At 53.2% G+C, this 22,606-nt stretch carries 18 protein-coding genes and 2 tRNA genes; 7 read left to right on the top strand and 13 right to left on the bottom strand.

The window, feature by feature from the left end:
* Positions 1-14: 14 nt before the first annotated feature.
* The gene (locus KM934_RS01955; RefSeq protein ID WP_215758933.1) at positions 15-440 is read right to left on the bottom strand and encodes a DUF3127 domain-containing protein; all 426 of its coding nucleotides are present in this window, start codon (positions 438-440) and stop codon (positions 15-17) included.
* 190 nt (positions 441-630) lie between these two features.
* On the opposite strand from KM934_RS01955, the gene dnaN reads away from it, so the two are divergent.
* The 5 genes from dnaN to KM934_RS01980 all read left to right on the top strand — a co-directional run bounded on the left by dnaN (position 631) and on the right by KM934_RS01980 (position 7,059).
* The gene (gene dnaN, locus KM934_RS01960) at positions 631-1,755 is read left to right on the top strand and encodes a DNA polymerase III subunit beta (RefSeq protein WP_215758934.1); all 1,125 of its coding nucleotides are present in this window, start codon (positions 631-633) and stop codon (positions 1,753-1,755) included.
* 9 nt (positions 1,756-1,764) lie between these two features.
* A complete protein-coding gene (locus KM934_RS01965; RefSeq protein WP_215758935.1) occupies positions 1,765-2,649 on the top strand; it encodes a 3'-5' exonuclease in 885 nt (294 codons plus the stop codon).
* 21 nt (positions 2,650-2,670) lie between these two features.
* The gene (gene porD / locus KM934_RS01970; protein ID WP_215758936.1) at positions 2,671-3,570 is read left to right on the top strand and encodes a type IX secretion system protein PorD; all 900 of its coding nucleotides are present in this window, start codon (positions 2,671-2,673) and stop codon (positions 3,568-3,570) included.
* Positions 3,571-3,636: 66 nt separating this feature from the next.
* On the top strand, positions 3,637-5,295 hold the full coding sequence (recN, locus tag KM934_RS01975; protein WP_215758937.1) for a DNA repair protein RecN: 1,659 nt from the start codon (positions 3,637-3,639) through the stop codon (positions 5,293-5,295).
* 93 nt (positions 5,296-5,388) lie between these two features.
* Entirely contained in the window at positions 5,389-7,059 is a 1,671-nt protein-coding gene (locus tag KM934_RS01980) for a tetratricopeptide repeat protein (protein ID WP_215758938.1), read from the top strand.
* Positions 7,060-7,244: 185 nt separating this feature from the next.
* On the opposite strand, the gene KM934_RS01985 is transcribed toward KM934_RS01980, so the two are convergent.
* Entirely contained in the window at positions 7,245-10,061 is a 2,817-nt protein-coding gene (locus tag KM934_RS01985) for an outer membrane beta-barrel protein (RefSeq protein WP_215758939.1), read from the bottom strand.
* 662 nt (positions 10,062-10,723) lie between these two features.
* Here KM934_RS01985 and KM934_RS01990 point away from each other — a divergent pair.
* Positions 10,724-10,799, top strand: a tRNA-Thr gene (locus KM934_RS01990).
* A 30-nt stretch (positions 10,800-10,829) separates the two neighbouring features.
* Positions 10,830-10,900, top strand: a tRNA-Gly gene (locus tag KM934_RS01995).
* Between the two features lie 261 nt (positions 10,901-11,161).
* Here the strand turns inward: KM934_RS01995 and KM934_RS02000 are convergent.
* The 11 genes from KM934_RS02000 to KM934_RS02050 all read right to left on the bottom strand — a co-directional run bounded on the left by KM934_RS02000 (position 11,162) and on the right by KM934_RS02050 (position 22,461).
* Positions 11,162-12,130, bottom strand: a complete 969-nt coding sequence (locus KM934_RS02000) for an AMP-binding protein (protein ID WP_215758940.1) — start codon at positions 12,128-12,130, stop codon at positions 11,162-11,164.
* Positions 12,117-13,145, bottom strand: a complete 1,029-nt coding sequence (locus KM934_RS02005; protein WP_215758941.1) for an o-succinylbenzoate synthase — start codon at positions 13,143-13,145, stop codon at positions 12,117-12,119. Before KM934_RS02005 ends, KM934_RS02000 begins: the two co-directional genes overlap by 14 nt.
* Positions 13,145-13,969, bottom strand: coding sequence for a 1,4-dihydroxy-2-naphthoyl-CoA synthase (gene menB / locus KM934_RS02010; RefSeq protein WP_215758942.1), 825 nt, complete (start codon positions 13,967-13,969; stop codon positions 13,145-13,147). The genes KM934_RS02005 and menB overlap by 1 nt, the downstream gene beginning before the upstream one ends.
* Before the next feature lie 54 nt (positions 13,970-14,023).
* Positions 14,024-15,625, bottom strand: a complete 1,602-nt coding sequence (gene menD / locus KM934_RS02015; RefSeq protein WP_215758943.1) for a 2-succinyl-5-enolpyruvyl-6-hydroxy-3-cyclohexene-1-carboxylic-acid synthase — start codon at positions 15,623-15,625, stop codon at positions 14,024-14,026.
* Positions 15,607-16,629 (bottom strand): chorismate-binding protein, encoded by a 1,023-nt coding sequence (locus KM934_RS02020; RefSeq protein ID WP_215758944.1) that lies wholly within the window; start codon positions 16,627-16,629, stop codon positions 15,607-15,609. Before KM934_RS02020 ends, menD begins: the two co-directional genes overlap by 19 nt.
* Positions 16,630-16,647: 18 nt before the next feature.
* Positions 16,648-17,088 (bottom strand): PaaI family thioesterase, encoded by a 441-nt coding sequence (locus KM934_RS02025; protein ID WP_215758975.1) that lies wholly within the window; start codon positions 17,086-17,088, stop codon positions 16,648-16,650.
* A gap of 418 nt (positions 17,089-17,506) precedes the next feature.
* Positions 17,507-19,150: a dipeptidase gene (locus KM934_RS02030; protein ID WP_215758945.1), complete on the bottom strand. Its 1,644-nt coding sequence runs from the start codon at positions 19,148-19,150 to the stop codon at positions 17,507-17,509.
* A gap of 10 nt (positions 19,151-19,160) precedes the next feature.
* Positions 19,161-20,009 carry a carboxylating nicotinate-nucleotide diphosphorylase gene (nadC, locus tag KM934_RS02035; protein ID WP_215758946.1) on the bottom strand — a complete coding sequence of 283 codons (849 nt, stop codon included), beginning with the start codon at positions 20,007-20,009 and terminating at the stop codon, positions 19,161-19,163.
* Positions 20,010-20,293: 284 nt separating this feature from the next.
* Positions 20,294-21,343, bottom strand: coding sequence for a DUF4296 domain-containing protein (locus tag KM934_RS02040; protein WP_215758947.1), 1,050 nt, complete (start codon positions 21,341-21,343; stop codon positions 20,294-20,296).
* 53 nt (positions 21,344-21,396) lie between these two features.
* Positions 21,397-22,080 (bottom strand): lipoprotein signal peptidase, encoded by a 684-nt coding sequence (locus tag KM934_RS02045; RefSeq protein ID WP_215758948.1) that lies wholly within the window; start codon positions 22,078-22,080, stop codon positions 21,397-21,399.
* Positions 22,081-22,461: a TraR/DksA family transcriptional regulator gene (locus KM934_RS02050; RefSeq protein ID WP_215758949.1), complete on the bottom strand. Its 381-nt coding sequence runs from the start codon at positions 22,459-22,461 to the stop codon at positions 22,081-22,083.
* Between the last annotated feature and the right edge of the window lie 145 nt (positions 22,462-22,606).

The raw sequence follows: 22,606 nt of genomic DNA on the forward strand, positions 1-22,606 counted from the left end.
TGATAATCGGTTAATTAGAAAGGAAGGTCGTTCGACGCATCGCTACCAGCGCCAGCTGCAAACGGATCCTGCTGGGGAGCGGCGGCGGCGGGAGCCGATCCCAATGTGCTGGCAGCCTGTGTGGGCTGTGCGCCGGTGTTCACGGCGTTCGGGTCGATGTGGTCCACACGGAAAGCGCGGATATCATTGAAGTAACGATCCTGCCAAGCGTGGGCGTTGATATCGAGCCACACATGCACGGTGTCGCCCTGGTGGAGGTTGAACTGCTCCAGGCGATCGGCGCCAAACACGTTGAAAAGGCAAGTGCGGGGGTATGCCTCACGGGTCTGGATAACAAATTCCTGCATCTTCCAGGGGTTTCCAGACGACTTCGATACACCTTCTTTGGGAGGATATTCCTTGATGATCACACCCTCCACTTCTATTCCTTGTAATGCCATTTTAGTGAAATTTATATGTAATTCTTATGTGTTTATGTTGCGAAATTACGCAATTTATCACTAAGGAGCAAACTTTCAACACACAAAATTCAAAAAAATAAAAAAAATGTCAGCGTCTTCTCCTATTCTCCTTTTTTATTTGTATCTTTGTGCATCAAAAGATACGAACCCAAAAAATACTATTAGATACATGAGATTTACGCTTTCCAGTACGGCTCTCAACGCCAAACTGCAGACCCTTTCGAAGGTCATCAGCAACAAGAACTCTCTGCCCATCCTTGAGAGTTTCCTTTTCGAGGTCAGCAATGGCCAAGTCTTCATCACCAGCTCCGACAGCGAGAATGTTATGAAGACGGCCCTTTCGCTGGACGAGTTCGACTCTGACGGCGCTTTCGCCGTGCCTTGCCGCACCATCCTCGACGCCATGAAGGAGCTGCCCGAGCAGCCCGTTACGTTCGAGGTGAACCTGCAGACCTACGAGGTCATCGTGGGCTATCAGGGCGGCGAATACCGCTTCACCGCGCAGAACGCCGAGGAATATCCCCGTACCGAGCAGCAGACCAACGACCTGAACGTGGTGACGGTCGACGCCAGCGTGCTGGTCGACAACATCAACCGCACCATGTTCGCCACCGACAACAATGAGATTCGCCCGGTGATGAACGGTATCTATTTCGACCTCACCCCCGACTACCTGGCTTTCGTGGCCAGCGACGGCCATAAGCTGGTGCGCTGCCGCTACTACGGCATCAAGAGCGAGACACCCGCCTCGTTCATCCTCCCCAAGAAGCCGGCCACGCTCCTGAAGAACGGCTTGGGCCGCGACGGTGGCGATGTGGTCATCAAGTTTAACAAGCAGGCTGCCGAGATCCACTTCGCCGACGGCGTGCTCACCTGCCGCCTCATCGAGGGCGTCTTCCCCAACTACAACGCTGCCATTCCCACCGACAACCCCAACCAGATCCATATCGACCGCAAAGCCCTCATCAGCGCCATCCGCCGCGTGCTGCCCTTCGCCAGCATGAGCAGTCAGTTGGTGCGCTTCCGCCTCAGCGCAGGCATGCTCGAACTGTCGTCGGAGGACATCGACTTCGCCACAAGCGCCAAGGAGCAGCTCATCTGCGACTACGGCGGGCAGAGCATGCAGATCGGATTCCGTGGCGACTTCCTGCTCGAAATTCTCAACGCCATGGAGACCGAGGACGTCACGGTAGAGCTGGGCGACCCCAGTCGCGCTGGCGTGGTGCTTCCCGGCACGCAGCCCGAGAACACCGATGTGCTGATGCTCATCATGCCTCTGCTGCTCAACGATTAATTTGATAGCATGAAACTCAATATCAATAAGCCCTTAGTCGTCTTCGACCTGGAGACGACGGGGCTCGATTTGGTTAACGATAGGATCATCCAGATATCCTACATCAAGGTAATGCCCAACGGCGAGGAGAAACGCGCAAGCATCTTCGTCAATCCCGGCAAACCCATCCCCCCACTCGTGCAAGAGCTCACGGGCATCACCAATGAGCGTGTAAAGGACGAAAAAACATTCAAGGAGATAGCCAAGGACCTGGAGAAGGAATTCACGGGGTGCGACTTCGCGGGCTTCAACTCAAACCGTTTCGACGTGCCCATGCTCGCCGAGGAGTTTCTGCGGGCCGGAGTGGGCTTCGACTTCTCCAAGTGCCGCCTCATCGACGCGCAGAACATATACCACAAGCGTGAGCCGCGCAACCTGGCCGCCGCCTACCGCTTCTACACGGGCCACAAGATGGACGACGACTTCCAGGCACACCGCGCCGACCAGGACGCGGAGGCCACCTACCGCGTGCTGATGGGCCAGCTCGACAAGTATGCGCCCGACCAGGTGGAGGATCCTGCGATGGCCCTGCCCAACGACATGGACGTGCTGGCCGAGGAGTCGAGGATGAACAACAACGTCGACTTTGCCGGGCGCATCGTGTGGCACGACATGGTTGACAAAGACGGCAGACCCGTGCTCGACAAGGATGGCAAGCCACGCCGACAGGAGGTGTTCAACTTCGGCAAGTACAAGGGACGTGCGGTCAGCGAGGTGCTGCGCGAGGCCCCCAATTTCTACAATTGGATCATGGCCAACGACTTCCCGCAAAACACCAAACAGGTGCTCACGCAGATCCGCATGCGCGAATCGATGCTCAGCATGAACGCATCCGCCACACCCCACAAACAGTAGTAACACCCTAACATCATGCCTATGCGCCATTTACTCGTGTCGTTGCTCTGTCTCTTGGCCGTTCCTGCCGCTGCGCAGGAGCTCAACGCCAAGATCACCATCAACCACAATCAGATCCAAGGAACCGACGCCTCGGTGTTCAACAACCTCCAACAGACGTTGGAGCAGTTTGTCAACGAGCGCCAGTGGACCAACCTACAGTTCCAAAAGAACGAGCGCATAGACTGCAACTTCAACATCACGGTCACCAAGTATGACCAGGCGTCGGGGGTGTTCACATGCAAGGCGCTCATCCAAGCCAACCGTCCGGTGTATAACGCGTCGTACACCACGACCTTATATAATAATACCGACAACAACTTCAACTTCAAGTTTGCGCAGTTCGACCAGCTCGATTTCAACGAGGAGACCATCGACAACCAACTGACGGCGCTCTTCGCCTACTACGCCTTCCTGATCATTGGCATGGATCTCGACAGCTTCTCGCCCATGGGAGGCGAGGATGTGTTGCAGCGCTGCATGAACCTCACCAACAACGCGCAGAACCTGGAGTTCACCGGATGGAAATCGTTCGACAACGACCGAAACCGCTTCGCCATCATCAACGACTATCTCGACGGTGGCATGCGACCCTTCCGCCAACTGCAATACGACTATTACCGCAAGGGCCTCGACGAAATGGCCAACAACGCGGAGCGTGGCAGAACGGAGATCTCCACGGCGATCGAGAACGACCTGAAGAAATGTCACGACGACAAGCCCATGAGCCGTCTGCCTCTCATCTGGACCGACTACAAACGCGACGAGCTGGCCTCCATCTATAAGGGAAAAGGCACACAGAAGGAAAAGGAAACCGTTTACGACATTCTCTTCTCCATCAACGCCTCGCAAAACAACGCGTGGGAGAAAATCAAAAAATAGAACAGGCTCCATTCATAAGCGGGAGGGAACGAACCCAAACGCGTGGGAGCCAACTAAGCAAACGACATGCTCAAACAATTATACGTCAAGGACTTTACGCTCATCGATGAACTAAACATCGACTTCCATCCTGGCTTCTCCGTCATTACCGGCGAAACGGGTGCGGGAAAGAGCATCATCTTGGGCGCCCTCCATCTCTTGCTCGGACAAAGGGCCGACAGCAAGCAGATCAAGAACGGCTGCAAGAAGTGCGTGGTAGAGGCTCACTTTGACCTCTCACACTACGATATGGAGGATTTCTTCACACAAAACAACATCGACTATGATGCCGACGACTGCATCCTGCGGCGTGAGGTGAGCGCCAGCGGAAAAAGCCGCGCCTTCATCAACGACACGCCGGTGGGGCTCACGGCCTTGCGCGAACTGGGCGAGCAGTTGGTGGATATTCATAGCCAACACCAGAACCTGTTGTTGCAGAAGGAAGATTTCCAACTCAATGTGGTGGACATTGTGGCGAAGGATGGCGCGTTGCTGAGGCAATGCCGACAGGCTTTCGACCGATACATGGACGCCAAGCATGAGTATGCGGCTTTCCAGGAGCGCTGCGAGAAGGCACGCGAGAACGAGGATTTCCTGCGGTTCCAGCATGCCGAACTCGACCGCGCCGCCCTTCAGGCGGGCGAGCAGGAGGAGTTGGAGCAACGCTCCAAACTGTTGAGCCATGCCGAGGGAATCAAGGGGGCACTCTATCAGGCGGCGGCCTCGCTAAGCGATGAGGAGGCCGGATGCCTCGGATCGGTCAGGGCGGCAGCCGACAGCCTGCGCGAGATCGAGGAGGTGTATCCCGACGTGGTGGAACTGGCGCAGCGACTCGACTCTGCGTTCATCGAACTGAAAGACATCGCACAGGATGTGGACAACCGCAAGGACAGCATCGACTACGACCCCGCCGAGCTCGACCAGATCAACGAACGCCTCGACACGCTGTATTCCTTACAGCACAAATACCACGTTTCCACCATCGAGGAGCTGATAGCCACGCGCGACCAAATGGCCCAACAACTGGGCAACATCGATGGTGGCGACGAGCAATTGGCCCTGCTGAAGGAGCAGGTCGACAAGGCGTTTGCCACTTATAAGCAGGTGGCCGACCAACTAACGCTGACCCGCCAGAAGGCGGCTGCGGTGGTGGAGGGCGAGATGAAGAAACGCTTGCAACCATTGGGCATTCCCAACGTGCGCTTCTCCATCAGTTTCCAAGAGCGCGAACCGTCGGCAACGGGTGTCGACAAGGTGGCGTTTCTCTTTAGCGCCAACACCAGCTCGCCCTTGCAACCCGTGTCGCAGGTGGCGTCGGGTGGTGAGATCGCGCGCGTCATGCTGTCGCTCAAGGCCATGATCAGCGGCACCGTCAAACTGCCTACCATCATCTTCGACGAGATCGACACGGGCGTAAGCGGTCGTGTGGCAGAGAAGATGGCGCAGATCATGGAGGAGATGGGCGACAACCACCGGCAGGTGATATCCATTACCCACCTACCCCAGATTGCGGCCATGGGTTCCACCCACTACAAGGTGAGCAAGGAAGAGACCGAGCAAGGCACCATCAGCCGGATGGTAATGCTGACCAACGATGAGCGCGTGCGCGAGATAGCGCAGATGCTTAGCGGAAGCAACATCACCGAGGCGGCCATCGACAACGCCAAGGCCCTGCTCCGAAAGTGAAAACTTGACGGGGGCAGCGCTACATGAGAACCATTGAACGGCCTCCAAAAACAATCTGATAATAACATCATTAAATATCGCAACAATCAACAGATGAAACATAGAGTATCAGTCATCGTTATGCTTTTGGCGCTCGCGGTGACCAGCGTTTGGGCACAACCCGCACCGGTCAAGAAGGCCGCGGCAAGCGTTTTCTCTCTCACCACCTTCGCCAAGGATGGCACCATCCTCGGTTCCACACATGGTGTCTTCACAGGAAAGAACGGCGAAGCCATGGCGATGTGGCAACCATTCGTCGGCGCCGACCATGCCGTAGCCATCGACGCGAAGGGCAACAAGCATGAGGTGGATGTCATGATGGGCATCTCCGAACTCTACGATGTGTGCCTATTCCGCGTCAAGGGCAACGTTCCGGGCGCATTGGAGCTGACCACCAGCGATGCAGCAGCCAACAACGTCTACACCGTTGGCTACGACCTCAAGAAGCCGGTCATCAAGAAGCTGACGCCTGTGCGCACGGAGAAATTCATGGAAACCAACAACTACTATGTGTTCAACGACAAGGATGTGTCGGGCAACGACCTCGGATGTCCGGTCGTCAACGAGCAAGGCCAGCTGTTGGGTATCATGCAGCGACCCGCAAACGGTGGCCAGGCGTTCGCCACCGACGCACGCATCATCAAGTCGTTTGTTGTCAGCGGCCTGTCGATCAACGACAAGACCTTCCGCGCAACGGGCATTCGCACGGTACTTCCCGCTGACCAGCAGCAGGCCGCGCTGACCCTGATGCTGGCCCGCCAGCAAGGCGACTCGCTCCGTCAGGTGCAGTATGTCAACGATTACATTGAGATGTTCCCCACCGCCACAGAGGGTTACACGGCCCTGGCCGAGATGCATATCGACCTGAAACAGTTGGCTGAGGCCGACAAAACGTTGCAGAAAGAGGTGAAGCAGGCGGCCAAGAAGGATGAGGCTTACTACGATTACGCCCGATTGGTGTACCAGTCGACCGTCTTCAAGATCGACACCACCTACACCGCATGGAACCTACAAAAGGCACTGGAGCTCTCTGAGCAAGCCTCGAAGGTCAACCCGCTGCCCATCTACAAGCACCAACAGGCACAGATTATCTACGCGCAGGGCGATTACCAAAAGGCGCTCGACATGTTCACCCAACTGCAAAAGACCGAACTGGGCAAGAATGGCGAGGTGTTCTACGAGGCCGCCCAATGCAAAACCAAACTGAAGGCGCCCCAGGAGGAGGTGATCCAACTGCTCGATTCGGCCGTTGCCGCGCAAGACGGCGCCATCTCGGCGCCTTACGTCTTGGCACGTGGCCGCCTACTGGACCTGGCTGGCGAGTCGCGCAAGGCATACATGGACTACCTGAAGTATGACACGCTCATGCACCTGAACGCCTCGGCCGACTTCTACTACATGCGCTACCAGTGTGGCGTGAAGATACACCAGTACCAAATGGCGCTCAACGATATCGCCCACGCCATTGTGCTCAACCGCTTCGAACCCACCTATTACGCGGAGATGGCCAGCCTCCAAGTGCGCGTGAACCAGTTCGACAACGCCATCAAGACTTGCGACATCGCCATCCGTATGGCTCCCGAATACGCCGACCTATATATTATAAAAGGTGTGGCTGCCTGCGAGCTGGGCCAAAAGGAGGAGGGCTTAGCAGCCTTGAAGAAGGCCAAGGAGTTGGGCGACGAACGGGCCGACAAACTCATTGAGAAGTACGAAAAGAAATAACCCACAATCAGTCATCAGGCCGAAACAGGCAGGTTATCAAGAGGGCATAATGTATTTTCAACCATACTGAAGGGAGGCTATGGCACATTCGTCATAGCCTCCCTTCTGCTTCATAGGATCGTAGGGATCATCTTATGGTGGCTTGCCATCGGGCGCTATCGTCCCATTTGTACATTCGCTCCCCTTCAATCCTGTGCCTTGCCCTTACTGGCCTTGGCGTCAAACTTATAAGAGAAGGTGAGATTCAGATAATGGTGGATATAGTCGGATGCTGACTCCGAGCGTTGGAACGCCGTGTAGTCGTTGTTATACCAAATGTCCTTGTTGAATATGTCGTCGGCACGCAACATCAACCGCGCCTTGTTCTTCAGGAATCGAAACGACACATAGGCAGAAGAGATCAAGCGGTGGCCATTCATGGCTTGGGTTTGATAACCCGAACGGTATTCATCGTTAACCCCCACGTTGAACTCAAACGGCGCAAGACTCAGTGTAGCGTCGATGCCCACCACGTTGAAGAGTGGATTGGAGTTGTAAGAGCCGTTGTTGTAGCGGTAGCGGCTCCACGCCAGTTGGTCGCTGAGCGCAAGGCGAACCTTCTCCACCTCATACGCCAACACGAAGTTCTCGTTGAGGCCAAACCGTTTCTGCTTGTTCAGTTCGGGAACGGCATTGCTGGCAGCGTCGACAAGCGTCAGGTAGCCATAAGCCGTCGAGTTGGTGAGACTAATCTTGTTCATCAGTCGGTAGTCGACGCCGAGACCTTGGTCGTAATCGAAATTCACCGTCCACTGGTCGCCACCCTTCACGTTCATCGGCTTCGACTCATACACACCCGTCTGGCTATTGTAGCGGAAGAGCGTGGCCAACGGATTGATGTTCTTGGTATACTCAGCGCGCAGTCCCAACACAATCTGTTGGCGGAGCCACATGCGGTGATAACCCAACGCGGTGGTGTGGCTGTGGGTATTGCCAAGATGTGCGTTACCCGTAGAGATCGACAGAGGGTCGACGGTGTTGCGGAAGGCGAAGGTCTGAGACAGCTCGGGCACCGTGGTGTTGTAAGAGAACGAGAGGTCCACGTTGCGCACACGACTGATCTTCCACTTCATGAAGATCGACGGCGTGTAGGCGTGGGTGGTGCGCACAGTGGCCGTGTCGAGGCGACCATACTGGTAGTCGGCATCCTCTCGGGTGACGGTCCAATCCAGGTTGGGCATGATCATGAAATCCTTGACAGGCGTAATGGTCGACTTCAAGGTGAACTCATTGGTCCACGTGCGATTGGTTGAGTTGAAACAGTTGTCGGCGTCGAGCGTGGTGGCCGTTAGGCCCTCGGCCCCACTCTGATCGGTGTCGGCAAAGAAGGCGCGATTCGAGTGGTAACGGTTGTAGGACAACTTGTCGGAAGCCTTGACATACACCTTCTTCGAAACCCAATATTCGATCATGGCAGAAAGCGACTGGGCGAAGTTGTGCGTCGAGTAATCGAAGAACTGCAACTGTGTCTCGTTGCGACCATCGCGGATATATTCGAGTTGGCGACGGGTGTGCGTCTGATTGTTGTCGCCAGAGACCTGGGTTCTTCCCTGCAACGCAAAACTACCTTTCTTACCACAAAAACGGCTCCATGTGTAGTTGAGGTTAAGACTGCGGTTCTGCTCATCAGAAGTGTTATAGTTGCGGTTGCGCGTCACCAGATGCTCATACAGGGCGTCGCCGGGCTTGGCTCCCATGGCTTCGGCCAACGAGTAGTACTGAAACTGGTCGGGCGAATAGCTGTAAGACGCCCCATCCTGCTTGCTCAAACCATGCGTCTTGCCGTAAGAGGCTCTGGCGTCTACCCTGATAACGTTCACCGAATCGGTATAGGCAAAGAGGTTGGCCTGTAGCTTTGGCCATAGTTTGTGTTTGTAGCGGTATGTCTTCGAGAGCGAAAAGGTGCGGTCCTGGTTGGGGAAGAAGGTCTCCTTTGACGAACTGCTGTTTAGCCATCCATCGTAGTGTCCGAAGCTGGCGCCCAAGTCGACGTGGTTGTTGCTAAACTTCTCTGCACCCTTCGTCACCCAGTTGTGCTGGTAGTTGTAACTGCCATATTGGCTTCTGCCATCGCCATCGATGTCCGAGTTGCTCGAGGAGGTCATCGTGCGGTCGATGTATCGGTTGATACTGTTGGCTTGAGCGTACACCACCTGCGGATCGTGGTCGCTAAGCTTGGACGCCGTCAGGTCAAACATGTACCTATCGTTCGTTTGGTATTGGGCTTTCGCTTCGCCATACCACTTGTCCAAGAATCCGGGCTTCACCTGAATGTCGAGCACATGGTCCTCCTCGCCATCGTCTTTCCCCGTGTGACGCGACAACTCCGACTTACGGTCGTAGAGCTTGAGCTTCTGAGCCACCTCGGCGGGCAACTCATTGATGATCTGGTCGCCACCAAAGAGGTCCTTGCCGTTCATCATCAGGCGAATGGGCTTATCGTTCCAATAGAGCTTGCCGTCGCGGTTCTGAACGCCAGGCAACTTCTTGATGAGCTCGTCGAGGCGCGCCCCGTCTTTCAGCTTGAACGCTTCGGGGTTGAACACAATGGTGTCGCCCGACATGGTGATACGCGGTATCTTCGCCGTCACTTCCACCTCACGCAGCATCAGCGCGGTGGGTTGCAACTTGATGGTTCCCAGGTCGATGGTGTCTTTCACATCTTCGCCATAGGAATAGTCTACCTTACGAAAGTTCTTATATCCTATCATGCTGAAGGTGAAGAGAATGCGGCCTTCCCATCCGTTGCCAATAACAAAGCAGCCCGTGCTGTCGGCTTCTGCGTTGTTTTGCACCGACCATCCCGGCTGGGGATTCACCTCACTGTAGATGCTGGCGCCCACCAGCGGCTCGCCTGTCTCAGCGCTCACCACCTTGCCCTTAAACCAATCGGCATGGCAAGAAAGCGTGTGGACAAAGCACAGCGCCAAAAGCATGAGTAGATTCTTTAGTACATGTTTCATTGTTTGTAATGTGTGATTAATGGGTACAAAAGTTGGTTTGTTCTTACTGATGCCGCAAAGATATAGTTTTTATTGATACCTTGCAACACATAGTACGCTATTTCTTTACCATTTCATCATTTTTTAACGTTTGGCTACCATACTCCATATAAAGAGGTGAAAGAGCCAAATGCCTGCTCGCACGAAACCGATCGACATCAGATCAAGGCGAATCGGGGAGGACGAGGAAAAATTTAACCCAGGGAGGAGCGCTCACCGTGATGCCCATTTTGTTATTATACGTATGAATTTATCAATTTGTGACAATTTTAACAACCGTTAACCACTATCGCAGATCCACTTCCCCAATCCCATTTGGTTAACCCACCATACCTTTCAGACAGGCCAACCCACCTTTTCCTCAAGATCAATGCATATTTCTCACGGGCCCAACACAACTTTCACACACGTTCTATACTCTTTTCCCACAGATCAATGCTACACTCAGCAACCGAAGGCGCTGCCCATACGCCGTAGCCGTTACAAACACCACCACGCAGAAACAGAACATCAAAAACACGCTTTCACAACGATTCTCACACGCATAAGAAGCATTTTCCCGAAAAATATCGAGCAGAATGTTTGGGCGTTTCAAGGAAATATTATACCTTTGCATCGCATTTGCCGATATGGCTCAGTTGGTAGAGCAACGCATTCGTAATGCGTAGGTCCTCGGTTCGAGTCCGAGTATCGGCTCCAAAGGCAAAACATCAAGGTAATCTTACTTACGCGGAATTAGCACATCGGTAGTGCACGGGCTTCCCAAGCCTGGGAGGCGGGTTCGATTCCCGTATTCCGCTCCCTTGATTATCAGGAAGTTACGCTTGTTTACCCTCATTTTCTTCCCTCTATCTTTAATAACCAAAAACATCACTTATACGCTTGAAAACCATCATGGTGCAAGTACGGTGCAAGTAAAAACTGGTATTTACTTAACCCTCATAGCTTTCTACAATAGGTCATATTGTGCCCTTTCCCCATTCTAATACGCTAATCCCACATCGTTAGATTTAGATTCTTGTTAGTGTTTGTTTAGACAACAATCCAATGAACACTTGCAACTAAAACAGATTGCGCTTGGGTTTTCCGGTCTCGGTCATAGGGATTTGGTCAACTTGGATAATTTCCTTGGGTTGCCAATATTTGGGCAGCACGTCGTGGCAAACACTCATAATACGAGTGGCATCGGCGGCTTCGGTAAGCATCACCATCTCTTCACCATACTTCTTCGAGGGTCGTTTGGCCATGATAAAGGGTGCTGAAAGATGGGGCGCCAAGGCCTGCTCCACCTCCTCAATCTGAATCTTCACGCCTCCCGAGCACACCACATTGTCGATGCGTCCTACAATCTTGAAACGCACATAGCCCTGCGAACGATCCACGACGGCTATGTCGTGGGTATGCAAGACCGTGGGACAAACGGCAGGAGCGTCGATCACCAAGCAATCGTTGGCGTCGAGCGTGATGCCGACACCCGGCAACGGACGGTACCAGAGGTTGTCGTCGGCGTTATCGCCATTGATCTTGCGCAAAGCGATATGCGAGAGCGTCTCGGTCATGCCATACGAGCTCCACACGGCGTGGGGGAATTGGCGCAACTGGAGTTCCAATTCCTTGTCGATGGCTCCTCCGCCAATCAGAATATTCTTGATAGCTTTCAAGCGGCGTAGCTCAGTCTCATTGCTCAGCGAGTTGAACACCTGCATGGGCACCATGGCCGCAAAATCGATCACCTCGTCGTCGGCAATGGCCGTCATGGGATGCCCCTGCGGCTCAATGCTAACCATCTGTAATTGGCAAACCAAACTACGCACCACCATCATCTTGCCCGCGATATAGTCCATGGGAAGGCACACCAACGCCTTGTTGCCCGGATGCAGGCCGAGCGCCTGGCAGGTCATGCGGGCCGAAGCCTCCATACGGGCCTTCTCTGCCATCATCAACTTAGGTTTGCCCGTGGAGCCACTGGTGAACACAGGCACGGTGGGTTGGTCGTCGCGCCATTGTGCAAGAAATTCAGCGATGGTCATAATACATTCGTTCGCCCCTCAAAGCGATGGGCATGTCAATGTTATCGGTAAACAATTGGCCCGTACCCAAGCCCTGCGGCATGATGTCGTCGGTGCCATAAGTGTGGGCGGCCAGATGGGCTATGGCGTTGAGCCCGACATTGCTCTCAAGGGCGCTCGTCATCCACGACCCGATGCCTCGGATCTTGGCCATCGACACCCACTCCTCGCAGCCCATCATACCACCATGCAGCGACGGCTTAAGCACAACATATTGCGGATGGATGGTGTCGAGGAGACGCTCCTTCTCGCTTGGGATATTCACGCCAATGAGTTCCTCGTCGAGAGCGATGGCGATGGGCGACTCCTGGCAAAGACGCGCCATGTCGGTCCATTGGTGCTGACGGATGGGTTGCTCAATGGAATGAAGATCGTAGCGCGCCAACTGCTCCAGGCGCACCATGGCCTCATTGGGGGCAAAGGCGCCATTGGCGTCGACGCGGAGTTCCACCTTGTCCTTGGGGAAAGCCGAACGTATGATGCGCAGCAATTCCAACTCCTTATCAAAGTCGATAGCTCCAATCTTCAGTTTGATGCAGCGGAATCCCAAGTCCAACTTCTCCTGCATGCGCGCCAACATCTGGTCGTACGAGCCCATCCACACCAAGCCATTGGTGGGAATGCCCACCTCACCACGGGCGAAAGGGGTGTCAAAAAGAGCTGTGGAGCCACCCGCGGCCAACTGGGCGAACGCCGTCTCGATGCCAAAGAGCATGGAAGGATAAGGGCGCAACGCCTCATAGGGGATGCGCCCCGTACGCTCAATGGTATCACAAAACTGGCGCAGCAACAGGTCATAGTCGGACCGTTCGTCGCACGACAGGTCGGGAAGGGTGGCACACTCGCCCACCCCACGCACACCGCCACTCTCAACGACGACATATCGGCTGATACGCGAGGTGTACTGTCCACGCGACGTTTTCGCAGGTTGCTTGAAGTGCAGCGTGCGTGTATGGAGGGTGATACGCATCGTCATTATGGGAACACAGGGTATTTGTCGAAATCGGGCTTACGCTTCTCCAGGAATGCCTTGCCACCTTCCTGAGCCTCGTCCATGGTGTAATAGAGCATGGTGGCATCGCCAGCCAACTCCTGAATGCCGGCCTGGCCATCCAGTTCGGCATTGAGGCCCGCCTTGATCATACGGAGAGCCAGCGGACTGCGCTCCATCATGATCTCAGCCCAGTCAACGCAGGTGTCTTCCAGCTGTTCGAACGGCACCACCTTGTTGACCATTCCCATCTGCTCGGCCTCATGGGCCGTGTACTGCTTGCAGAGGAACCAAATCTCGCGGGCTTTCTTCTGACCGACCATACGGGCCAAGTAGGACGCGCCAAAGCCGGCATCGAAACTGCCCACCTTCGGGCCGGTCTGACCGAAGATAGCGTTCTCGCTTGCAATCGTCAGGTCGCACATGACGTGCAACACGTGACCACCGCCAATGGCATAGCCGTTGACCATAGCTATGACGGGTTTGGGTAATCGGCGAATCTGCATCTGCACATCGAGCACATTGAGGCGAGGCACACCATCATTGCCCACATACCCACCACGGCCCTTGACGTGCATGTCGCCGCCTGAGCAAAACGCCTTGTCGCCTGCACCGGTCAGGATCACCACACGGATATCAGCGCACTCGCGGCAATAGGCAAAAGCCTGCGACATCTCCCAGGTAGTGAGTGGGGTGAAAGCGTTGCGATAACGCTCACGATTGATGGTGATCTTCGCAATGTGGTTGTATTCTTCGAACAAGATTTCCTTAAAATCGAAACCCGATATTTTCTTCCAATTTCTTTCCATAGTGATTGATATGTTATTGTTTGCCTTATAATTTTCGGACAAGCCCACAATCGCTTACAGCAGCACCTCAAGCAACATGGGGCGTGGGCAGCGTTCTTCTACAAGCCATTGGATACCTGCGGCAAGATCATCAACGGGTTTCACCTGCCGATATTCCACACAATTTTGCAGACATACACCCTCAGCGGTGGCATGATGCTTAGCCATAACATATGTGTCGCGGGCCGGACTGTCGGCCAATGGCTTAAACTTGCTGAATATCTCACCGCGCTGGTTGTTGAGCAGTAGCACACGGAAGTTGCCACAAAGTTGCTCGTTCCACAGCGCATTGGCATCGTAGAAGAAACTAAGGTCGCCTATGATGCATGCCACGGGGCATGGCGACATCACTGAATGGCCTGCCGCAGTGGAGAGCGAGCCCTCGATGCCATTGACGCCTCGGTTGACATACAGGTAGCGATCGGCATACTTCAGCGCCATGCGTACCGACAGACTGTTGGCCACATGTACGTTCATCGATGTGCCTTTGATGGCCTGGAAGAACAGGCGGATGGCCTCGTTCTGCCTGTCGTGGGTAGCCACTTGGACCTCAGCAACAACCTCCGACTGGAGCGCTTGCCATTGGTGGAGCCACGACTCGGAAGCCGAATAGCTGCGGTTGGCCGTCAAGGCTTGTAGCATCTCATGGGGTTGAGCCTCGACCATGTCGGTGGCGTTCATCAGCACGTCGGTCACGGCACCTGTCGAGGTTACGACCACGCTGCGCCGTGGTTTGGCCTGTTGCAACCATTGGCGCATGTTCTTGGCCACGAGATTTCCACCGATATAGATAATGAAGTCGGGAAACAAATCGATATGGGTCTTCGCCCGATTGGCGAGCAAGTCTAACGAGGGCAACGGCCCATCGGTGTCGTCAGAAAGTTTCTCTGCCAGCACCACCACCTTTTGCCTCAGCAATGCCACGGCCTCGGCCGCTTTGCGCCATTGGCTCCTCGCCATCTGTCCCAGCACCAACATGGGTTTCGCGGCCGAAGCAAAGTCGGCGGCTACGGCTGCAAGGTTTTCCGAATCGGCCACCATTGGCGTAAGACAAATTTTACGCTCCACAGGCAAGGAATCGATGGTAAAATTGTACAGAGGCTCGGATATGGGTACATTGACATGAACGGGACTGCATCCATGTGACCGAAGGGTAAGCAAGGCCTCATTGACCATGCGGTTGCAATGCCACCGCTCCAGGTCGTCGTGGGGCTCGGGCAACTGCATACTGGCCTTGACCATCGCTCCCAAGGCACCAACCTGCGGAAGGGTTTGGCCTTGCAACTGATTGATCATAGCCAATGGGCGATCGGCTGAAATAACGAGAAGTGGCACCTCACGGTAATAAGCCTCAGCTACGGCAGGCGCCAAATTGAGCAGGGCCGAACCGCTCGTGACACACACGGCCACAGGATGCTCAGACGCCAACGCCAATCCCAAGGCATAGAAGCCAGCTGAGCGCTCGTCGGTAGCAGCCACACAATACATGTCGGGGCACGAAGCAAAGTTGTGGGCCAACGGCGCGTTTCGGCTACCCGGACAGATCACCACGGTGGTGACGCCGTGAGCCACCATCAGCGAGGTCAGGATGTTAATGTTTATCTTGTCTGAGTACATAGTCTTCTCATTGCCTCCATTTTCATCATCGTCTCCTGCCATTCGCTCTCTTCGGAACTTTCGGCAAGAAGGCCGCCTCCAGCATAGAGCACGCAACGATGGGCGCTCAGCTCCATGCATCGCAACGACACGAAGAGGGCCGTCATGCCACCCACATTCCACGGGCCACAATAACCACTGTAATACCGGCGGTCGATGCTCTCGTTGGCAATGATAAACTCCATGGCCTCCTGCTTAGGCAGGCCACACACAGCGGGCGTGGGATGAAGTGCATCGACCAACTTACCCAAGCCATTGCCATCGGTCAGAGAATCGTCGAGCGTAAAGGAGAAGTCGCTACGCAGATGAACAAGGTTGCCAGCCTTCACGGTATAAGGTTCCGATATCTCAAGATCGGTGGCAAAAGTACTTAAAGCCTCTTCGATATAGTGGGCAACAAGCAGCTGCTCTTTCTTATTCTTCTCAGACCACTCGTATTGCTTTTTACCCTCCCATGCCATGGTGCCGGCCAAGGCCATGGTACGCCATTGATAACCGTCCAAGGCGAGCAATATCTCGGGAGTAGCCATAAGCCAGGTGCCCGCCACCTCGCTGCAAACCAACGCTATCATCATACGGGGATAGCTACGGCAAGCCTCGGCAAACAGTTGCTCGGGACAGTAGAGCTCCGACGATGTGAAAGAAGCACAACGCGAAAGCACCAACTTAGAGAAATGGCCTTGGCAGATAGCCTCATGGAATCGGGCAAAATCGGAGGCGTATTGCTCACGTGAGCAGTGCTCATCCACAGCAACGCGTGATGGCATGGAAGCCATGGGAACAGGCACAGACTTGCCTTCGATAACGACTATGGGTGTGGAGGCTGACGTTTGAAAGGGTGCCATCACAAATCCGCAGACACCATCGAGCTCTTCGGCCGACGACAACAGATGGGTGGTATCGGCATCGATACGATAAGCCTGCTCGGCATAAGGCATCCTATACAAAACAAAATCGGTCTTCATAGGGTATGGGGACAATATTTATTTCGACTCCCCTGAGGTGTTGGGAGCCGACTGAGGTTTGATAATATAATTGGTGACGCTAACCGTAGAGATGAGCTCTTGGTTGGAGTTTCGAATATCCACCTGCCATGTGTGGAGGGTGCGGCCTTTGTGAAGCAAGGTGGCTGTGGCTTCCACCACATCGCCTTCCATCACCGCTTTCACATGCGATCCGCTGACATTGATGCCAACACTGATCTTTCCGGGACAAAGGGCCAACGAACCCACACCAGCGATGTTCTCGGCAAGCGCCAACGATGCACCTCCGCTTAAGAAACCGAAAGGTTGGCGATTGCGATGGTCGACCTTCATTCGAGCCTTACAGGTATTGGGCTCAGGAGTCGACAAAAATTCCATGCCAAGAGATTGCGACAGTCCGTCTTGGCTATCTATCAGTTTTAATACGCGCGATATATCCATCATTACATAGTAAAGATTAATAAATGCGAAGCAGATCTGATCTCTCTCATAAACGAAAGATCGGTCTACCGACAAAGAGTGGCTACTTGCATAATCACCACATATTGTTCCACAAAGATACACATTATTTTCATCATATAGCCATTATCTTCGAATTTATGTTTCAATGGGGCATGGAATAAGCATGAAATTGTTGGCATGCCCATGTAGCGGGGAGCGAAATGAGCGAAACAACGAGGAAGGGAGAGAATACTGGCTTCAGTAGGACGTGGGGAGAATCGAAAAAGCGGTTGCCCTTACGTTTGATTCAAACGATGGGACAACCGCCATTATATGTACTATCTGTTGGCAATGTTCACATACCGATGCTCAACACATCACGCATGGGTTTCGACAAAACAGATTGCGTATAGTGGGATTATTCTGTAGGAACGAGGAACTTATCGCCTGTGGTCTCGGCCAACTTCTTTTGGAAAGCCGCAGCTGATCCTACACGTTTCACTGTGGCGCCAAGGCCCTCCTTCGTGCGGAGGAATTTGCCATTCTGGTCGGGTTTCACAGCCATATCGTTGTACTTCACGATGAGATAGAAAGCCAACTCCTTCCAACGCTCGAGCATCTGCTGAGCCTTGGTGTTACTATAGGTGTTGAGATACTTCACAGCCTCTTCCTCGCTGGTTTTGCAGAGCTCTACGGCACGGGCCTCAACCTCTGCCTGCTGAGCGAAGTAGCTCTGGTCAAGGGAGTCGCGAACAGCCTTCAGACTGGGGAACATCAGTGAGTAACGGGGATAAACCATGTTGCTCACCCAGTTGCAAACCCAGTAGGCATTCTTCATAGAGAATGTCACAGCATCGGCACCAGGAGTATCGTAACACTCGGGAGGAACCGTGTTGCCGCAATAGATCGGCGTATAAGCCACCATGTTGCCATCATCGTTGCCGAACCACAGGACACCACCTATCTGACGGGGAAGCCAAGAACGCATCTGCGATACGTATGAGAAGCCTGTCTGCTGGGTAGAGGTAGGACGCTCATTGAAATATTTCTTGCCGTTCACCTCGTAATACAATGGTGTGGGACGATAAGGCATCTGCCATACGCCACCGCCGATATCGGTAGAATCGAGTGCCATCGGAGTGCCCTCAAAGTGGTCGCGCATGGCGGCCTCTACGTCTTGAACCGACAGCTTCTTATCAGGGATGACCCACAAAGGCATGTCCTCAGCGTTCTTGTCCTTACCCAAAGCCCAAGGCAGGTAACGGTCCATTCCCTTCACGAAGCGATTGAAGAACGCCCATACACGAGCGTCGCAGATGCGTCGTCCGGCAAAGTCGGGGGCTGAGTAAACCATCTTCCATGAGAAGTCGGCATCCTTACCCGTAAACCATCCCTTATCGCGGGCAAACTTGATGACGTCCTTTGAATACATGACGTTCTTCTTGTCCTTCATGTTAAACTTGCCTATGCGGCTTTGGTTGGCATGACCAGAGATGGCGTTGTCGGGGATGCGCTGAGCTACCCATACCACGCCCTTCGAGCCGGGACCCTTGCCCAGCATCTCCATAATCCACGCCTCGTTGGGGTCGCAGATGGTGAACGACTCACCGCTTGAGCAATAGCCGTAGGTCTGAGCCAGGGTGGTCATGACCTTAATGGCCTCGCGAGCAGTCTTAGAGCGTTGCAAAGCGATGTGGATCAGTGAGCCATAGTCGATGATTCCCTGAGGGTCTATCATCTCCTCACGGCCGCCACAGGTTGTCTCACCAATGGTAACCTGATACTCGTTGATGTTGCCGTTGACCGTATAGGTAACGGGTGCCTCAGGGATTTGTCCGTGGTAGACGTGGGTGTCCCAGTCAACCACATCACGCATCTCGCCCTTCTTGTGTGTGCCAGCGAGGAAATGCTGCAGACCGATGAACATACCATAGTCGTCGGCGGTGTACGTACAGATCACCGAGCCATCGACCGAAGCGTCCTTACCAACAATGAAGTTGGTGCAGGCCGAAGCGTAACTTGCGGCCAGGACCAGGGCTGAAAGAATAAAAAACTTTTTCATAAATTAGATATTAACAAGCTTTAAAACTCATGTCAAGACCCTTGACGCTGTGCGTAAGCGCACCAACGCTGATGAAATCAACGCCCTGCTCAGCATAACTACGAATGGTGTCGAAGGTGATTCCACCCGACGACTCCACCTCAAAACGATGATTGATAATGTCGACAGCCTTCTTTGTGTCGGCCACAGTGAAGTTGTCGAGCATGATACGGTTTACACCGCCCTTGTCGAGAACCTGCTGAAGCTCATCGAAATTGCGAACCTCAATTTCAATCTTAAGATCCAGTCCCTTCTCGTTAAGGTAGTGATGGCAACGGTCAATGGCATTCTCAATGCCACCGGCAAAGTCGACATGGTTGTCCTTGAGCAGGATCATGTCGAACAAACCGATGCGATGGTTCACACCACCACCGATCTTAACGGCCTGCTTCTCCAACATACGCATGCCCGGAGTGGTCTTACGTGTGTCGAGAACATGTGCTCCAGTGCCCTCAATCAGTTTCACATACTTGTTTGTCATGGTGGCAATGCCGCTCATGCGCTGCATGATGTTGAGCATCAAACGCTCTGTCTGAAGCAACGAGCGAACCTTACCCGACACCACAAACGCAATGTCGCCCTTCTTCACTTGCGCACCATCCTCCATGAAGACTTCCATCTGCATAGTGGGATCAAAGCGGTGAAACACCTCGCGGGCAACGTCAACACCCGCCAGAATTCCATCCTCCTTAATGAGCAGGTGACTTTTTCCCATGGCATCTTCAGGAATGCAGCACAAGGTTGTGTGATCTCCATCTCCTATATCCTCAGCGAATGCGAGGTCGATAAGAGCATCTTCAAGTTCGTTTACTGATAGCATATTATTCGGTTTTAATGTTTGATTATTCTTGATTAGACAGGGTTCAGCGCCCTACAGGACTGGTTCTGACGGCCCCTCAGTGTTGTTCCACAACAGGTTTTACGGCCTATCGGGGATGTTTTTCATATTGTCAGCGCCCCATTAGAAGAGAGCAAACGCCCCTTGGAAGGAGTGCCAACGTCTCTTTTAGGGAACTTCCACTCGACTTCTGAGTCTTTGTCACATCTTCAGTCGAGATCATTTATCTTATCATTCCTCTGAAAATAACACCTTGATAGCGGTGGTTACTTCATCGGTTTGATAACCTCCTTCACTATTTTCAGGTTCTTTCGTGAAGCCAGTTGTCGTTGGGGACGGGCACCATTAGTAGCGGGCACCAAAGCACTCCTGTTCGAAGGAGGCACTGCGCCATTTTTAGTTGGTGGCGTAGCGCCATTATTGGCTGGAGGTGTTACGTCCTTATCTATGGGCACAACAGTCTGCTTATTGGCTGGAACCGCAGAAATCTGTTCGGATGACTTGTTGACGGCGGGAGCTGGTTCCGCCGTCTTCTCTAACGACGACGGCGCAGTATTAGCCTGCGACTTGTTTCCTTCAGTCGTACGATGGCATCTCAGAAGGTGGATTCGGTCGAAGCTCACCAGTCGCAAGGTGGTGGATGAACTGTTCGCCTGATTGTTCTTATTGAGCAGGAAATAGCCTCTGATCTCCTTAACGCCAAGGCTATCGCCATCGGTCAGCACCACTTGCTGTTCGGACGACGATGAAACATGCATCGTTCTTGAAACCACACTGTCGTTGGTAAACGTCAAGGCCATGCAAATGATGGCATCGCGCATGCCGTCTTGGAAGATGAAATTACTATGGGTCGTCAACACATAATCATCACCCTTCTGCGCTTTCGCGTCAGGGCTATAATGGAACGACACAACGTTATAGGGCTCATTGGGAATCAAGACAACCGACTGGGCACCCTTCCAAATATCAATAGTGTCGCCCGAAGCCGTGTTAAAGGCATCGTTGTCTGTGTTGAGGCTCACCGATGAACCCATGGCCTGCGCGTCGTCTTCCATTCGCTGCGCGATCTTTTCATACATATCATGGAGTTGCGACGTATGGCGCATGTAATAAACCATCGACGAATCAAACTCAGCGCTGGTCACATCATACTTCTTGAACACCGCCGTGTGATAAGCGATGAGGTTCTGGTTGCAGTCGCCTTCAGCCGAATAGGCCATGGCATCAGCCAAATGATAATCGTAAAGCAAATCCTCCATCACATCGGGTTGTATGATACCCGATGGAGCCGAGGGCTTGCACGAACTAACAGCCATGACGAAAGCCATTACGACCAACCAAAATCCAAGTGTACGATGTGTATGATTTCTCATGCCTTAGGATCAATTTCTTGTTTATTATCCTTGTGGAAGGCCACACGGAACGTTGTCTCCATTTGCTCCAAATCTTTTCTACAGAACAAAAGAAGGCTAATTACTCCCACCGTAATGCAGGAGTCTGCAAAGTTGAAAACGGGCGAGAAAAAGATGAATTCATCACCACCCCACATAGGCATCCATGTAGGCCAAGTGCCGTGGAACAAGGGGAAGTAGAACATGTCGACCACTTTGCCCATCAAAACATCGGCATATCCAGTACCGAACGGCACCCAATAAGCCACATAAAAAGGCGACGAGGCACTGAAAACAAGGCCATAAAATATGGAATCAAAGATGTTACCAGCCGCTCCAGCCAAAACCATCGAAAGAAAAACGACGTAGCGCGTACGCCCCTTCTGCTTGACGGTTTGACAAATAAACCAACCTATGGCAGACACAGCAACAATGCGGAGCACACTCAGAAAAAGCTTGTTGATAAACGTCATACCCCAAGCCATTCCGTTGTTCTCCACAAATGTGATGTAGAACCAATCGGTAATGCGAATCGACTCACCCAATGTCATGGATGTCTTTACCTCGATCTTAATGACCTGATCGATGATCAGAATGGCCAGGATGATAATCCACGCCATTCTGCCATCGGTCATCCATTCGTGTTTCTTTACTTTGGCCATTTAGTGATTTCTTGAATTTTTGGAAGCAACGCTCAGCGTAGCGTGCGGCACAACGCGCAAGCGCTCCTTGGGAATCAACTCTCCCGTCAGTCGGTCGATGCCATACGTCTTGTTCTCGATGCGGACAAGTGCCGCCTCCAAACCCTGTATGAACTTCTGTTGACGCTGAGCCATCGAGATGAGTTGTTCTTTCTCCATGGCATCTGTACCTTCTTCCAAGATCTTGTAAGTGGGTGCAGTGTCACTATCCGAATTGCTATCGGCGTTCATCAATTGCCGCATCATCTCGTTGTAACTCTTTCGGGCTACCTCCAATTTCTCATTAATGATCTGGCGGAACTCCTGAAGTTCCTCATCAGAATAGCGTGTTTTTGTTTCCATAATGATTGATTAAAGATTAGGCATCTACGATTCTCCACCTTGATGAAAGGCAGAGAAACCTTCGATGGATGATAGAAGAACCTTATCGGCTCATCCAGCGAAAAAGACAACCTTGGTTGCTTTTTCCACTGGATGGCACTAAGGT

This window comes from Hallella faecis, from assembly GCF_018789675.1.
Classification (GTDB): Bacteria; Bacteroidota; Bacteroidia; order Bacteroidales; family Bacteroidaceae; genus Prevotella; species Prevotella faecis.

Bases quoted from the DNA above. Each gene is read 5' to 3' on its own strand.
- menD (WP_215758943.1), bottom strand. From the start codon at position 15,625: ATGTACTCAGACAAGATAAACATTAACATCCTGACCTCGCTGATGGTG.
- KM934_RS02050 (WP_215758949.1), bottom strand. From the start codon at position 22,461: ATGGAAACAAAAACACGCTATTCTGATGAGGAACTTCAGGAGTTCCGC.
- KM934_RS01955 (WP_215758933.1), bottom strand. From the start codon at position 440: ATGGCATTACAAGGAATAGAAGTGGAGGGTGTGATCATCAAGGAATAT.
- KM934_RS02045 (WP_215758948.1), bottom strand. From the start codon at position 22,080: ATGGCCAAAGTAAAGAAACACGAATGGATGACCGATGGCAGAATGGCG.
- KM934_RS02025 (WP_215758975.1), bottom strand. From the start codon at position 17,088: ATGGATATATCGCGCGTATTAAAACTGATAGATAGCCAAGACGGACTG.
- recN (WP_215758937.1), top strand. From the start codon at position 3,637: ATGCTCAAACAATTATACGTCAAGGACTTTACGCTCATCGATGAACTA.
- dnaN (WP_215758934.1), top strand. From the start codon at position 631: ATGAGATTTACGCTTTCCAGTACGGCTCTCAACGCCAAACTGCAGACC.
- menB (WP_215758942.1), bottom strand. From the start codon at position 13,969: ATGGAAAGAAATTGGAAGAAAATATCGGGTTTCGATTTTAAGGAAATC.
- KM934_RS02000 (WP_215758940.1), bottom strand. From the start codon at position 12,130: ATGACCATCGCTGAATTTCTTGCACAATGGCGCGACGACCAACCCACC.
- KM934_RS02005 (WP_215758941.1), bottom strand. From the start codon at position 13,145: ATGACGATGCGTATCACCCTCCATACACGCACGCTGCACTTCAAGCAA.
- KM934_RS02020 (WP_215758944.1), bottom strand. From the start codon at position 16,629: ATGAAGACCGATTTTGTTTTGTATAGGATGCCTTATGCCGAGCAGGCT.
- KM934_RS02040 (WP_215758947.1), bottom strand. From the start codon at position 21,343: ATGGCTGTTAGTTCGTGCAAGCCCTCGGCTCCATCGGGTATCATACAA.
- KM934_RS01980 (WP_215758938.1), top strand. From the start codon at position 5,389: ATGAAACATAGAGTATCAGTCATCGTTATGCTTTTGGCGCTCGCGGTG.
- nadC (WP_215758946.1), bottom strand. From the start codon at position 20,009: ATGCTATCAGTAAACGAACTTGAAGATGCTCTTATCGACCTCGCATTC.
- KM934_RS02030 (WP_215758945.1), bottom strand. From the start codon at position 19,150: ATGAAAAAGTTTTTTATTCTTTCAGCCCTGGTCCTGGCCGCAAGTTAC.
- KM934_RS01965 (WP_215758935.1), top strand. From the start codon at position 1,765: ATGAAACTCAATATCAATAAGCCCTTAGTCGTCTTCGACCTGGAGACG.
- porD (WP_215758936.1), top strand. From the start codon at position 2,671: ATGCGCCATTTACTCGTGTCGTTGCTCTGTCTCTTGGCCGTTCCTGCC.
- KM934_RS01985 (WP_215758939.1), bottom strand. From the start codon at position 10,061: ATGAAACATGTACTAAAGAATCTACTCATGCTTTTGGCGCTGTGCTTT.